A 14646-nucleotide genomic window follows, 5' to 3' on the forward strand; every position below is an offset into this window, starting at 1 on the left:
TTTTGACGGGATCCGGAATACGTCTCGAGGAATGCGGGAGTTTCTCGTCGTCTATCTCAAGGGGTTCTCGATGGGGTCGGCAGACGTGGTCCCCGGCGTCTCGGGAGCGACGATCGCACTGATCCTCGGCATCTACGATCGGTTGATCCGAGCGATCACGGCGATCGATCCATGGGCGTTCCGGTCGGCGGTACGGATCTCCCAGCCGGCCGAACGAGCGGCGTTCCGCGCGGAACTCGAGCGCATCGACGCGACGTTTCTGCTGGCACTCGGATTGGGGATCGGGACGGCGGTCGTCGTCCTGTCGGAGGTGCTCTACACCGCGGTGACCGAGTATCCGGTCCCGACTTACGGCTTCTTTTTCGGGCTGATCGCCGCATCGGCACTCGTGCTCTATGGCGAGATCGACCGCTGGACCGGCCGCCGGGTCGCGGTCTCGGTTGCGGGGGTCGCCCTCGCAGCTGCGGTGACGGGTCTGACACAAGCTGGCGTGTCACACGGACCGGTAATGATCGTGCTGGCGGGTGCCGTGGCCGTCTGTGCGATGATCCTCCCCGGCGTCTCCGGGTCGCTTTTCTTGCTAATACTCGGCCAGTACGCGTACATTACGGGAACGGTAAGCACGTTCGTCGACGGACTGGTCGGCCTGTTCAGGGGCGAGGGACTCGCTCCGGTCCTCGAGTCCGGGACGGTGGTCGCGCTCTTCGCGCTCGGGGCGGTCGTTGGACTGTTTACGATGGCACACGCCGTGCGACGCGCCCTCGAGCGCTATCGAGCGACGACGCTGGCGTTTCTCGTGAGTTTGATGGTCGGCGCGCTTCGGCTGCCGATCGTCGAAGTGACGACGAATCTCGGCGCGGTGCCTGTCAAAGGCCCTGTGGCTGCCATCGTCGCGGGCGCTCTCGGTGCCGCCGTCGTGGTGGTCGTCGATCGATACACAGCGGATATCGAATACTAACCACTCGATCGATTACGGCGAGAACGTGGTGCCGCTCGAGAGTGTCGCGCCAGTCCGCATCGTCGTTCGATTATAAGACATCCTATATGTAACTATTAGATAAATTTATTTCCGGTGGCGACAACCAATGGTGTGTAATGTCCGCATCAGACCGCATGAAGGACTACCTCGCACAGCACCCACGAATGATCGGCGCTCTGTTCACCCTGTTCGTCCTGCTCAGCCAGGCCGGATCGGTTGTGGCAGGCAGTTCGTCCCAAATCGGCCCGTAATCAGGTTGGTAGTTCCGCAAGAAGGCGTCCACGGAGCGAACTAGGCTAACGGTTTGTTCTTCATCTGTCGCGCTCGCTCAATCGAAGATCGGTGAGCCGATGCCATCGTTCCACTGTAGTTCGCTGTCGACTCGAATCGGAACCTCGTTCCACGTAAGATACTCTTGAACGGCGTCTCTATCGACCCTCGAGAACGCCGTTCGCCCGGGACTCAAGTGACGGTCCGCGACCGTCGGAAGCGTCGATTCCGTCGCCGTTCCCAGTTTGAATTCCTTGGTCGAATACGATTGGACGGCGAAATCGAACGGACCGTCGCCGCCATGCTCGAGGTCCACGACCATGGGAGCACCGCCGTCGGACTGTGCGATATCCGCCGAGCCGTCGCCGACGATCAGATATTGGTCCCTGAGCGACGAGTTCGTCCGAGCGATTTCGAGTGCGGCCCGAAGCGGAAACCCCCTGTTGAGCAACCGCGCCATGGTCTCGCCGGCCTCGACGGCGCGGTCGTTGACGACGTCGGTATACGTGCTGACGCCGCCGAACGCGCCGCGTCGGGTGAGCGCCACCCCCTGTTCGTACGAGCGACAGGCATTCAGGAAAAAGACGCCCAGGTCGACCGACGAGAGCGAGCGCACGTCGAGGTCGCCGTCGGGACAGCGGATACCGTCCTCGGTCGCGTGACCGATGTAGTGGAAGAAGTCGTAGCTGCCCTCGGTCAGCAGGTCGGCGAGGCGGTCCGTGGTGACACCGAACTCCGAGTGGATTTCGAACGGCAGGACCTCTCGGTTGCCGTAGACGTTATCGAGCGCGTCGTGTTCGCGTATCATCCGCGCGTCGTTACAGACGAGCAGGATCTCGATCGATTCGTTTCTGGTATCGCGCTCGAGTTGGTTTCGGTACGCCTCGAGGGTCGCTTTCGAGGCCTGCTGGGGGATGTCGTCGCCGAACCAGGCGTGCTCGACGGATTCGTCCGTGATGTCGGGGACGACGAACGACCGGTCGGGCCGCGGCGTCGGCGACGAGTCGCGGGTCCGACTCGCAGAGCGAACCAGCCCCGCCGCGCCGCCGGAGTCGGGGATCGTTTCGGGCGGTTCGCCGCGCACGTCGCGGACGACGCCGAGTTCGTTGACGATAAAGGGCAACAACTCGACGGTATCGGGGTCCGCTGGCACGTGTGCCGTCAGCGGCCACCGGGGCATGTGTGACGCGAGTTGCTCGTAGGGAACGTCGAGATACCGATCGAGCCGTTCCGGAAGGTCGGCCTCGTAGATCTCCGCGAGATCGTAGGGCAGTTCGTCCTCGAGCAGCCGCCGTTCGTGGAGTTCGTAGCGGTAGATTCCCTCCGTCCGCGTCAGACAGTCGAGGAAGAAAAACCGCTTGAGCAGCCTGGCGACCGCGTCTTCGAACGGACGCTCGGTCGCCAGCGAGTGTTCGAACCGGGGTGTCTCGAGGGTCGGATCCGATCCCGGTCGAATCGTCGCTCCGAGGAAGAACCCGAGCGGCGCGGCCTGATAGAGGGCGCTGCGGTCCGGCGGAACGGTGAGGACGACCTCGTCATCGTCGTCCGGTCGGTCGACGGCGTCGGGAATCCGGAGCCGGTCGCCCAGTTCGATCAGCGGTGGATGGCCGCGCAGTGTCGGCCACGTCCGCTCGGGCGATTTCGTCTTCAGCGCCGAGGGAAGCGCCGACACGGCTTCCATCATCGATTCGATGTCGGTGGGCGTCGTGATCGTCGCCGCGGGTCGGTCGTGGGGCGACCGTGCGCCGAGTTCGATGTCGGTGGCCTCCTCGAACGCGATCCGGATCGACGTGAGCCCGATGTCGATGGTGCCGGCGGCGTCGATCCGACAGTACAGTCTGATCGGTCCGCTCAGCCCGACGAACTGGGGTCGCTCCTCGAGCCGGACCGTCTCCCCGGCGTCGAGGCTGGCTTCCGTTTGCCCGTCGCTGTCGTGGACGGTGACCGAATACAACTGGTCGAAGACGAGCGCATCCGTCTCGATCGCACACTTCGTATCGATCGGAAAACAGAATCGATCGGGTTCGAGGACGGCCGGCGAAACCGGCGACGGCGTCCCGATGTGAAGGCGGCGTTGTTCGATCGAGTCGTATACCTCGAGGCCCGTCCCGTCTGCCGTCTCAATGAACTCGATCGTCATGCCCGGTTACACTCCCGTTAGCGGGGACCGACAAAATAGATTGTCCATCCGGGGGCCGGCCCTCGCCCGCTCATAGCGACTGCCCCCTGGTCGGAGTTAGCGACCGAAATGCGATCGTCGGAAACCGCGGCTCGACCGTACTCGGCCGCCGACCGCTGCCGTTCTCGGCGGTCGGCAACGGCACGCGGTCGATGACGCCGCGGTCCGCGAGTTCGTAGAGGAACCGCTTGACCGTGCCGTCGGTCAGCGACGACCGATCGGCGATCGCGGTCGCGATCTCGCGGATCGGTCGGTCGGCTGATTCGATCTCGATGAGTTCCAGTAGCACCTGTTGGCGGGTCTCCGAGAGGGCGAGCGGCCGAGCGACGTGGACGCCGTCGTCCGGAACGGCCGCTCGAGCCGTCTCGAGGTGACGGGGTTCGATCCGCTCGGCGTCGTCCTCGCTCGCGAGCACGGCGGCACCGAACAGGGCCGCGAGCGCGTCGTGGGCGCTCCCGGCCGCCCAGACCGCGAGGTCGCGGATGGCATCGTGATCGAGCGCGCCCGCCGCGAGGCCCGTCGAGGCGCGGTCGGTCACCACGTCGACGAGTTCGTGATCGCGGTAGGGCGGGACGGTGATCGCGGGCCCCTCGTGGCTCTCGGGCTCCCGGTGGCCGACCGCGACGGTGGCGGTGCTATCCGCGACCGGCGCGAGCAGTTCCCGGACCCGCTCGACGCCCAGCGTCTCGGGTTCGTCGTGGTGGTCGATCGCGACGATCGCGCGCCGGTCGGGCCGGGCGAGCCGCTCGCGGATGCGCTCGCGTAGGTCGTCAGTACCGACGCCGCTCTCGGGAACCCGTTCGCTCGAGACCCCCGAGAGCACGGCTCGGTAGAACGCAAACGCGCTCTCGACCTGCCGGCCGTCGACGGTGACGAACCACGTGGCCGGATCGGTGTGTCCGCCCCGCGTCGTCGTGACGATCGCCCGGTTCGAGCCGCCGAACTGGTCGTTCAAGGCGTCGAATAGCGCGGTGACGACGGCCGACGTGCCCGACCCCGACGGACCGACCACCGCGACCGGCGGCGGCAACTCGCCCTCGAAGACCGGCTCGAGCGCGTCGAGTAACTGCTCTAACACGGGGCCGCGACCGACCGGTTCCGGTCGGTGGACGGCCGGGCTGAGTTGGTCGCGGTCGACGACGACGCGCTGGCCCTGTCGTGCCGATCGGCGGCGAGCGATGCGCTCCTGGAGGTCCATTACTGTGCGTTCGCCCCCGTCGCGGTCGACTCCGCCGTCCCGACCAGCGCCGCCTCGAGCACCTCGAGAGTGTGTGTGATCTCGTAGCCAGTGCCGTGTTCCATCTGCATCGAGCAGGTCGGACACTCCGTGAGCCCCGTCTCGGCGTCCGCGTCTTCCATGTGGTCGACCATTTCTTCCCCGATTTTCATGGAGGTTTCGTAATTCTCCGCCTTCCAGCCGTACGTGCCGGAAATCCCGGAACAGGAGTCGCCGACGTCGTGGGCCTCGACGCCGTCGATGGGTGCTAAGACCTCCAGCGTCTGCCCGTCCAAACCCTGATTCCGGGCGTGACACGGCGCGTGGTAGGCGAAGTCGTCGAACTCGTCGCCGACCGAGGTCCCCTCGAGCTCGGCTTCGAGGTCCTCGTGAACCCGGAGGTATTCGACGGCGTCCCACGTGTTCTCGGCGACGTCGTCGGTCCCATCGAAGTCGAACAGTTCGGGGTATTCCTGCCGGAGCGACATCGAACAGGAACTACAGGAGGCGACGATGTCCGCGCCGTCCTCGAGCGCGGCGGCGAGTTCGCGCACGTTCGTCTCGGCCGAGCGGCGCGCGTCCTCGAGCATCCCGTTTGCGAACATCGGGGTCCCCGAGCAGTGCTGGTCGGGGACCATAATCTCGTAGCCGAGGTGCTCGTAGACACGCACGAGCGCCTTCGCGACTTCGGGGGTGTTGTAGTTGGCATAGCAGCCGTGGAAGTAGGCGATGCGCTTGTCCGGGTTCGTCACCTGCGCCCCGCCTCGCTTCGTCCACCACTCGCGGAACGTCTCCGTCGCGAACTCGGGGAGTTCCCGCTCGCTCGTGATCCCGAGGACCTTCTCGCCGAGCCACTGGGTCGCCGAGAGCCCCATCACGAAGTTCGTCGTCCGGGGGAACATCGACCCCAGCGGGGCGAGCCGCCGGTAGTTCGCGAGGATTCGGTTGCGGACGTACTCCCGCGAGAATTTGTCCATCTGCTCCTCGACGTACTCGCCGCGTGCGGTGTTGTGCATCTGTGAGAGCGGCACGTCGGAGGGACAGGCGCTATCACAGCGCATGCAGTTCGAACACTTCATCACCGAGTCGTCGACGTCCTGATCCTCCTGTCGCTTGAGCCGCCACTGCTCTGGCCCCTGGAACTTCGGCCCGGGGAACTCGTCGTCGACCTCGGCGACGGGACAGTTGGTGTCACACGTCGAGCACTTGTAGCAGTCGTCCGCGCCCGGCCGGAGGTCCATCTCCTCGGCCTCCGGAAAGACCTGAATCGGCTCGAAGTCGTCGTCTCCCGATACCCCGCCGTCGGTCGGCCGTTCTGCGTCACTCATCGTATCACCTGAATTGATTGTCCGCCGTGTCCGCCGTCGATCGCATCGCTCGAGCGGATCCGTTCACCCGCCCGTCGTCGTTCGAGTCCGAGACTCGAGTCGCGTGTACTGTCTCTGCTAGTCATTGTCGCTCCTCCGCGGCGCGTTGCCCGGCAACGTAGCCCGTCGCGAGTGAGACCCCGGCACCGGATTTCTCGGCCGCGAAGTCGTAGCCGCCGAGTACCGCGCCCGCCCCGCGCAGGTTCGGGAACTCGAGGCCGTCGTCGGCGTCGAGCGGGCGGAGATCGCGGTCGACCGGCAGGCCGAACTGTGCGTAGGGCTGGTCGCCGAAGACGTCGTCGACGAACCAGTCGTAGCGGTCCGCGGCGTGGGGAACGTGGCAGTCGAAGATCGGTTCGAACACCCGTCCGCGCTCCGATTCGACCCCTTTGCCGACCAGTCCGCCGGTCGCGAGCACGTACTGGTCGGCCCGGTGGGGAATCTCGGTCCCGTTGCGGTCGACGATGACGTGATCGATCGGCGGGGGCGCGTTTCCGTCCGGCCCGTCCGCAGCGGTCTCGTAGTCGACCACCGGAACGCCCGTCGTGACGCGGACGCCCCGCTCTGCGAGCGCGTCGTAGAGCAGGTCCTCGAGTCGCATCCCGGGCAGGCTCGGCGGCCCCATCGGGACCTCGAAGACGTCGACGCCGAGTCGGTCCCCGAGGTCGGCCCTGACCGCGTCGGCGTGGTCGTCGCCGAGGACGGCGGGGAAGCCGACGCGGGGTTCGCCCTCGAGGTGCGGTTCGACGACCGCGGCGAGGGCCTCGCGAGCGGTGGTCTCGCCGCGGTCAGTTCGGACCGTTTCGGGTTGGTCGAGCAGGTGGGCGTACCGCGTGATCTTCGCGTCGTCCCGGACGATGCCGGGGAACCGCACCGTGACGCCGCGGGCCTCGAAGGGCGCGCCGGCGGCCTTGAGGTGGGACGCTGCAAGCGGCGCGTCGAAGTCCGGCAGCGTTTCGAAGCCGACGAGCAGCGCGTCGCGGTCGTCGCTCGCGAGGCCGTCGGCGGTCGAGGCCGGGTATCTCGCGGTCGGCTTGACCGTGCCGCCGTGGGTCGGCACGAGCGCGTTCGCGTCCGTGTGGCCCCCCTCGTAGGCGTCACCGGCGATCTCGTCGAAAAAGGAAAGCGCCTCGCGGACCGCCTCGCCGCCCACCCTCTCGTAGGGGTGGCCGGCCGGCAGGTCCTCGAGCGCCGCGAACGGGTCCGCGAGCGGGCCGTCGCCCGCCGGCGCGTATCCCAGCACGTCGATCAGTCCGCTGGCGTGGCGGAGCGTGCTCTGTTTGGCCGAGACGAGTCGCACCTGCGCGCCCCGGTCCGCGGCGGCCAGCGCGGCGGTCGCGCCGGCGAGGCCGCCGCCGATGACGAGGACATCGTCCTCGATGGCCATTCAGCGAGCCCCCCGGGGGCCGTCGACCCGGTCCCCCTCGGGTCGGCCGCCGTCGAAGGCCGCGAAGTCGACATCCTCACCCGCGCTCGCCGGGTCGCGATCACGGTTCATCGTCGCCGCGTGCAGCGCGTAGTTGAGCATCGCCTGGGAGAGCTGTTCGCCCCACAGGGCGTGGCGCTCGCCCTTCCAGCGCTCCTGAAAGAGTTCGTCCAGCGCCTCGCGGACGGTCTCTTCGTCGTGTGTCGGATGGAGTTCGCTCGCCATGTTCCCACAGCAAAAGCCGCCCTGACAGTTCCCCATCGAGGCCCGCGTGCGGATGCGGACCGCGTTCAGGTCCGACCCGGACTGCGAGACGGCGTCTTGGATCTCCGCCCGAGTCACCCCTTCGCACTGGCAGATCACCGGGTTCGGCTCGTCGGTCTCGAGCACATCGCACGCTCGACTGCCGAGTCGCTGCTTGCTCCGGCGGGCCACCGGCGAGCGCAGGCCGAAGTCGTCCATCCCGGCCTCGAGCCGTTCGATGTTTTCGCTGCCGGGAAGGGGTTCCTCCGCAGTAGCACAGGAGGCGTTCACGCCCAACTGCTCGCAGACGTGATCCGATATCTCCTCGGCCATCGCCCGGTAGGTGGTGAATTTGCCGCCGACGATGCTCGACATCCCCGAGACGCCGTCGCGGTCGGCGTGATCGAGCAGGAAGAAGTCCCGCGTGATGTCGGTCGGGTCCTGCGTGCCGGTTCCCGGCGGCTCGTACAGCGGGCGGACGCCCCAGAACGAGCGGATCGTCCGCGCTTCCGAGAGGATCGGCACCAGTTCCGAGAGCGTGTCGATCATCTGGTCGACTTCCCACCCCGCCTCGGGGTAGTCGTCCGGGTCCGAGACCTCCTCGTCGGTCGTCCCGAGGATGGCCGTCGTCTCGTGGGGGACGACGATATCGGCGTCGCCCTTCGGCCGGCAGCGGTTGATCACGGTATCGACCTGCCGGACGTTCATGATCGTCATCACGCCCTTCGATGGTCGAACCTCGATCTCGAGGTCGGCCATCGCGCCGATCTGACCCGCCCACGCGCCGGTCGCGTTGACGACGTAGTCGGCGGTGATCTCCTCCGTGGTACCGGGGGTGGCGTGCGTGCGCTTGCCCGGCCCCGAGTCGTGGCGCACTTCGACCCCGTAGATGTCGTCGCCATCGCGCAGCAGATCGATCACTTCGGCGTGGGTCTCGACGCGCGCCCCGTGGGTCTCGGCGTCGATCGCGTTCGCTACGCAGAGCCGGAACGGATCGACCGCGCCGTCGGGGACCTCGATCGCTCGTTTGACGTCGTCCGCGAGGTACGGTTCGACCTCGCGGGCTTCCGACCCCGAGAGCACGCGAGCGGGAATCCCGCACTCGCGACAGCCCTCGAGTTTCTCACGGAAGTAGTCGTCCGAGTCCTCGGGGCGCTGGACGAACAGGCCGCCGGTCTCCTCGACGCAGTGGCCGGCGATCTCCCGGAGGATCTCGTTTTCCTCGATACACTCCGTCGCGCTGGCCTGGTCGGAGACGGCGTAGCGGCCGCCGCTGTGGAGCAGGCCGTGCATCCGCCCGGTCGTCCCGTCGGTGAGGTTGCCCCGCTCGACGAGCGTGACGTCGAGGCCGCGCATCGCCAGATCACGGGCGATGCCACACCCGGTCGACCCACCGCCGAGGACGAGGACCGCAGTATCGCGTGCCATTCTGTCACTGACCTCTACGGCCACCCGCACCTTTATTTTATCGACGGGAAGAAAGCGCCCATAACAATCGGTCGCAGTCGGGAATCTCCCTCAGGTATCGCGACTCGAGGGGACTGGTTACCGATCGTTTCTCTCGGGATACTCGTACGTAGCGCGCTTGGAACGCCTGTTATCGTTCTCGAGTTTATGAAACACGTCTTATGGATTCGATAACATTTATAATGATCGTCAAAGTTGTTTACCAGTATCACGGTGTCATCGGTAAAGATGGCGCGTGGACGTCTGGGTGACCACCAATGACAGCCAATACCTACGTCGGTGCGGTAGACCAGGGAACGACCGGCACCCGCTTCATCGTGTTCGATCACGAGGGGCAGGTCGTCGCGAACGCTTACGAGAAGCACGAACAGATCTACCCGGAACCCGGGTGGGTCGAGCACGACCCGATGGAGATCTGGGAGAACACGAAAGACGTCATCCGACAGGCGCTCGGGCAGGCGGGGATCAGCCCCGACCAACTCGAGGCCATCGGCGTGACCAACCAGCGGGAGACGACGCTCCTGTGGGACGCCGACTCCGGCCGGCCGGTCCACAACGCCATCGTCTGGCAGGACCGGCGGACCACCGACCGTGTCGAACAACTCGAGGAAGACAATCTCGTCGAGACGATTCGCGACAAGACCGGGCTCGAGGCCGATGCCTACTTCTCGGCGACGAAAGCCGAGTGGCTGCTCGACAACGCCGATCCGATCAAACTCGAGCGCTCCCGGCCCGAGGACATCCACGACCGCGCGGCAAAAGGCGAGGTGCTGTTCGGCACCATCGACTCATGGCTGATCTACAACCTCACGGGCGAGCACATCACCGAGGTCACGAACGCCTCGCGGACGATGCTCTACAACATCCACGACCTCGCATGGGACGACGACCTCCTCGCGGAGTTCGACATCCCCGAAGCGATGCTCCCCGAGGTCCGTCCCTCGAGCGACGACGAGACCTACGGGACGACCGATCCGGACGGCTTCCTCGAGGCCGAGGTGCCCGTTGCAGGCGCGCTGGGCGACCAGCAAGCCGCCCTGTTCGGCCAGACCTGCTTCGACGCCGGCGACGCGAAGAACACCTACGGGACCGGCTCCTTTTTCCTGATGAACACCGGCAGCGAGGCCGTCGAGTCCGATCACGGCCTCCTGACGACCATCGGCTTCCAGCGCTCGGGCGAGGAGGTTCAGTACGCGCTGGAGGGCTCGATCTTCATCACCGGCGCGGCGATCGAGTGGCTCGAGGACATGTCGCTGATCGACAACCCCGCCCAGACGGCGGAACTGGCCCGCAGCGTCGACTCGACTGACGGCGTCTACGTCGTCCCGGCCTTTACCGGGCTCGGCGCGCCCCACTGGGACCAGCGCGCCCGCGGCACCATCGTCGGGATGACCCGCGGCACGCGGAAGGAACACGTCGTCCGCGCGACCCTCGAGTCGATCGCCTACCAGACTCGGGACGTGGCGGAGGCGATGGAGGCCGATTCCGGCATCGAGATGCGCTCGCTGAAAGTCGACGGCGGCGCGGTCAAGAACAACTTCCTCTGTCAGCTCCAGTCGGACATCATCGGCTCGGAGATCGTCCGCCCGGTCGTCGACGAGACGACGGCGCTGGGGTCGGCCTACGCAGCCGGCCTCGCCGTCGGGTACTGGAGCGACCCCGACGAGTTGCGGAGCAACTGGCAGGTCGACGCGGAGTTCGAGCCGAAGATGGCCCCCGAGACGGCGGACAAGCGCTACGACCGCTGGAGCGAGGCGGTCGAACGATCGCGCGACTGGGCGCGGGACGGTGAGGAGTGACCCATGTACGGAACGCTCCTACAGGTTCCCGTCATCGGGATGGAGTTCGAAGCGTTCGCCGTGCTGTTGATCGCCGCCCTCGCCGGCGGCGCGTTCGGCGCAGCGCTCGGTGCGCTCCCGTCGTTCGTCTTCACCGGCTTCGTCGTCTTCCTCGGTGAAGGTCTGGGCGTCCTCGAGGGGGATCTCGCGACCGACATCACCGGCGTGATCGGCTTCGGCGCGGTCACCGGCCCACACATCGCCTTCGCCGGCGGCGTCGCCGCGACGGCCTATGCCGGGCGAAAGTACCCGGAGATGGCTCCCGACGGCTCGACCTACCACTTCGGGAAGGAGATCGCGTACGCGTTCGGGACGAAACCCGACATCCTCGCGGTCGGCGCGGTTTTCGGGGCGCTGGGAATGCTCATTACTCAGGTGATGACCGGGCTCGGTTTCCCGACGGATAACATCGCGCTGTCGGTCGTCGCAACAGCCTTCCTCGCGCGGATCGCGTTCGGCTACCCGCTCGTCGGCAAGGTCGGCGGCTCGAGCGTGCTCGACATGTCGCCGTTCGAGCGCGGCGAGAAACGCATAGCCGCCGACGGCGGCACCGAGACCGGGCGACTGGCGACCGAGCCGTGGCTGCCACACCAGTACGAGTGGAGCGGCGTGACCGCTATCGGCATCGTGGGGGGCCTCCTCGGCGGCTTCATCTGGCTCGAGACGGGGAGTATCTTCATGGGCTACGCGATCTCCGCGATGAGCCTCCTCTTTCTCAACCTCGGCGTCGAGAAGATCCCGGTCACTCACCACATCACGCTGCTTGGATCGACCGGCGCGGTGATCGCGGCGTCGGCCGTCAGCAGCGACCCGATCGTACTGCTCGTCGCCGGCGCGTTCGGCGCGATCAGCGCCCTCATCGGCGAACTGTCCCAGCGGGTGTTCTACTCGCACTCCGGGACTCACGTCGACCCGCCCGCGATGGCCATCGCGGCGTTCATGCTCGTCATCGGGGTCCTGTATCTGGCTGGGCTCTTGCCCAACCCGGGCTACCTCGGACTCTGAACGGTTCGACGCCGACTGCGGTCGTCTCTTCGCTCTCCCGTTGGCGATTCGGTTTCCGACAGTCTCGAGCGTGGTGTGCGTGACGATCGTCGCCTCGAGTGGGGACGGGGGACCCACACGACGGTCGGTGCCGGTGTGAATTTATCAGTATGCGATCTCAAGTTGCGTTCATGGAACGGTTTGAGAACACCAGACAGCCCGATTGGGACTGGTGGGGGAAACTGTGGCCCGCACCGGGAGAAACGCTCCGCGAACTCGGCCTCGAATCCGGAGATACGGTCGCCGAAATCGGGAGCGGGAACGGCTATTTCGCGCTCCCGGCCGCTCGAATCACCGCGCCTGCGTCGGTCTACGCGTTGGACATTGACGAGTCGCTATTGGAGGCATTATCGCATCTCGCCGACCAGCAAGCCATCGAGAATCTCACTACGGTCACGGGCGATGCTCGAGAGCTAGCGCGGCACCTTCCGGAACCCGTCGATGTCGTTCTGATAGCGAACACCTTCCACGGCATCGATGAGCCCGCAACGGTCGTGCAACAGACGTTCGACTCGCTTCGCCCCGGGGGACGATTCATCGTCATCAACTGGAAGGACCGCCCGCGGGAGTCGACCCGAATCGCCGGTGAGCCGCGGGGCCCGCCAACTGAGTTGAGAACGGCTCCCGAAGCGACCGAACGGACGGTTCTCGACGCGGCGGGGTTCACGCTCGAAGACACGATCGAGCTCCCGCCGTATCACTACGCGCTCGTGTTCGAACGATAAGCGTCCGCAGTGAACGCACGTTCCGCGGGGAGGCGGTTCGAGAAAGCGACGTTCGAGGGGGCGACGGCGTCGACTTTCGACGGAGTGAGAAAGGGTATCACCGGCTGCGCTGTCAGTCTCGAGCGTCTCCGAACCGACTATTTTAGGGCACACAGCCCTCGAGTGACGGCTATGACCGCCGATCCGCCGCTCGTCCTCGACATCGACGGCACGCTGACCCGGCCCGAAGGCTGGGGCATCGATCCCCGCGTCTTCGACCCGCTGCGCGAGTGGGACGCCCCAGTCGTGATCGCGACCGGGAAGGCGTTCCCCTACCCCGTCGCTCTCTGTCACTTCGTCGGCATCCCCGAACTCGTCGTCGCCGAGAACGGCGGCGTCGTCTACACCGGTGACGACGTCTTCTTCACCGCCGACCGCGAGGCCGCCCGCGCCGTCGCCGAAGCGTACGAGGCCGCCGGCTACGACCTCGGCTGGGGCCGGGAGGACACCGTCAACCGCTGGCGGGAAACCGAAATCGCGGTCAACTTGGAGCAACCCCTCGAGCCGCTGCGCGAAATCGCCGCCGACCACGGCCTCGAGGTGATCGACACCGGCTACGCCTACCACGTCAAGGACACCGACCCGACCAAGGGCGAGGGACTCGAGACGATCGCCGATCACGTCGGGATCGACCTCGCGGACTGCGTCGCCGTCGGCGACTCGATCAACGACGTGTCGACGTTCGAGGCCGTCGGACGGAGTTTCGCCGTCGCGAACGCCGACGAGCGGGCGACGGCGGCCGCCGACGAGGTGCTCGAGGAGGTCCACGCGGACGGCACGCTCGCCGTGCTCGAGCGGGTTCGCGGGACGTAATCGAAGCGGCCAGAGACGGGTACTCGGCCGCGAAAATACGACCGCGATCGTTATTCGCCGCTCTCGAGGGTGTCCTCAAGCCACTGCTCCGGGACGATTCGGAGCTGGTCGTCCGCCTGCAGGGCGTCGGTCGTGAGGACGGAGAGGTCGGTTCCGGAGGCGACGGCCAGCCCGCCGCCGGCGACCGTGTCCCAGTGGTTCAAGACGGGATCGGGAATTGTCAGCAGCCGGTTGCCGTCGACCTCGGAACTGGCGACGTATCTGATCCCGTCGCCGTCCTGAATCGGATCGAACTGCCCCGAGACGATGACGGCGTCGTCGGCCTCGCGGATCCCCCAGAAGACCTCGGACCGCAGCGACAGGATGGTCCGATCGAACGCCGCCTGCGGGATCGGCACCTCGCTGCTGTGCTCGTCGAACGCCGCCGCGCCGAGCCGTTCGTAGGGCTCGCGGGCGGCGGGCTCGGACGCGTCGGGTTCGTCCGCGGCGGGCGACTCGCTCAAGGCGTCGGCAAGTCGCTCCCCGTCGATTCCGGGTTCCGCGATGTCAGTCTGGTCGACGTTCGCCGCGTCGACGCCGCCGTCGCGATCGGGGCTCGAGTCCGCGGGCTCCGCGTCCTCGATGTCGATCCCTGTGCCGGTGTCGACGACCTCGCTGGCTGCATCGCCGCCGTAGTGCTCGCCACCGGCGTCTTCCGTCTCGAGGTCCCCGATATCGGGCGTCGTGTCGACCACGTCGGTCGCGTCGATGTCGCGGTCGCCGGCGGCCCGCCGTTGGTCGAGCGCGATCGCGACGAGGAGTCCGCCTGCACCCAGCCGCAGGTAGCCGGTATCGCGGTCGCCGTGTCGCAGCGCGCGGACGCCGCCGAGGAGGCTCGCGAGCCCAGCGACACCCGCCGGAACGCCAGAGCCGACGCCGCGCCGAACGGCCCCCAGCGCCCCGGCGAGGGGTCCGTCGTCGATCTTCGGGATGCGTCGCTCGGCCGCGGAACTGTCGCCGGTCTCGGTGGTGGTATCTCGCTGGCTCATACTCGTCGTGGT

Annotated in this window: 12 protein-coding genes; 6 read left to right on the top strand and 6 right to left on the bottom strand. The window is 66.8% G+C overall.

Annotated elements, in window-relative coordinates:
- Window positions 1–31: 31 nt before the first annotated feature.
- Window positions 32–958, top strand: a complete 927-nt coding sequence (locus C489_RS09950) for a DUF368 domain-containing protein (protein WP_006431114.1) — start codon at window positions 32–34, stop codon at window positions 956–958.
- A gap of 137 nt (window positions 959–1095) precedes the next feature.
- Entirely contained in the window at window positions 1096–1230 is a 135-nt protein-coding gene (locus C489_RS22875) for a DUF7503 family protein (RefSeq protein ID WP_006431115.1), read from the top strand.
- Window positions 1231–1307: 77 nt separating this feature from the next.
- Here C489_RS22875 and C489_RS09955 read toward each other — a convergent pair whose 3' ends face one another.
- The 5 genes from C489_RS09955 to glpA all read right to left on the bottom strand — a co-directional run bounded on the left by C489_RS09955 (window position 1308) and on the right by glpA (window position 9108).
- The gene (locus tag C489_RS09955) at window positions 1308–3389 is read right to left on the bottom strand and encodes a hypothetical protein (protein ID WP_006431116.1); all 2082 of its coding nucleotides are present in this window, start codon (window positions 3387–3389) and stop codon (window positions 1308–1310) included.
- Between the two features lie 70 nt (window positions 3390–3459).
- On the bottom strand, window positions 3460–4626 hold the full coding sequence (locus C489_RS09960) for a Cdc6/Cdc18 family protein (RefSeq protein ID WP_006431117.1): 1167 nt from the start codon (window positions 4624–4626) through the stop codon (window positions 3460–3462).
- A complete protein-coding gene (locus C489_RS09965; RefSeq protein WP_006431118.1) occupies window positions 4626–5972 on the bottom strand; it encodes an anaerobic glycerol-3-phosphate dehydrogenase subunit C in 1347 nt (448 codons plus the stop codon). Before C489_RS09965 ends, C489_RS09960 begins: the two co-directional genes overlap by 1 nt.
- Window positions 5973–6093: 121 nt before the next feature.
- Window positions 6094–7398, bottom strand: a complete 1305-nt coding sequence (gene glpB, locus C489_RS09970) for a glycerol-3-phosphate dehydrogenase subunit GlpB (RefSeq protein ID WP_006431119.1) — start codon at window positions 7396–7398, stop codon at window positions 6094–6096.
- Complete coding sequence (glpA, locus tag C489_RS09975) at window positions 7399–9108, bottom strand: anaerobic glycerol-3-phosphate dehydrogenase subunit GlpA (protein WP_006431120.1); 1710 nt, start codon at window positions 9106–9108, stop codon at window positions 7399–7401.
- A gap of 296 nt (window positions 9109–9404) precedes the next feature.
- Here glpA and glpK point away from each other — a divergent pair, with 296 nt between their 5' ends.
- The 4 genes from glpK to C489_RS09995 all read left to right on the top strand — a co-directional run bounded on the left by glpK (window position 9405) and on the right by C489_RS09995 (window position 13606).
- The gene (gene glpK / locus C489_RS09980) at window positions 9405–10946 is read left to right on the top strand and encodes a glycerol kinase GlpK (protein WP_006431121.1); all 1542 of its coding nucleotides are present in this window, start codon (window positions 9405–9407) and stop codon (window positions 10944–10946) included.
- Between the two features lie 3 nt (window positions 10947–10949).
- Entirely contained in the window at window positions 10950–11990 is a 1041-nt protein-coding gene (locus C489_RS09985; RefSeq protein ID WP_006431122.1) for a hypothetical protein, read from the top strand.
- 170 nt (window positions 11991–12160) lie between these two features.
- Window positions 12161–12754 (top strand): class I SAM-dependent methyltransferase, encoded by a 594-nt coding sequence (locus C489_RS09990; protein WP_006431123.1) that lies wholly within the window; start codon window positions 12161–12163, stop codon window positions 12752–12754.
- Window positions 12755–12925: 171 nt separating this feature from the next.
- Window positions 12926–13606, top strand: a complete 681-nt coding sequence (locus tag C489_RS09995) for an HAD-IIB family hydrolase (protein WP_006431124.1) — start codon at window positions 12926–12928, stop codon at window positions 13604–13606.
- A 50-nt stretch (window positions 13607–13656) separates the two neighbouring features.
- Here the strand turns inward: C489_RS09995 and C489_RS10000 are convergent, their stop codons facing one another.
- Window positions 13657–14634: a hypothetical protein gene (locus C489_RS10000; RefSeq protein WP_006431125.1), complete on the bottom strand. Its 978-nt coding sequence runs from the start codon at window positions 14632–14634 to the stop codon at window positions 13657–13659.
- Window positions 14635–14646 lie beyond the last annotated feature (12 nt).

This window comes from Natrinema versiforme JCM 10478 (assembly GCF_000337195.1).
Taxonomy (GTDB): domain Archaea; phylum Halobacteriota; class Halobacteria; order Halobacteriales; family Natrialbaceae; genus Natrinema; species Natrinema versiforme.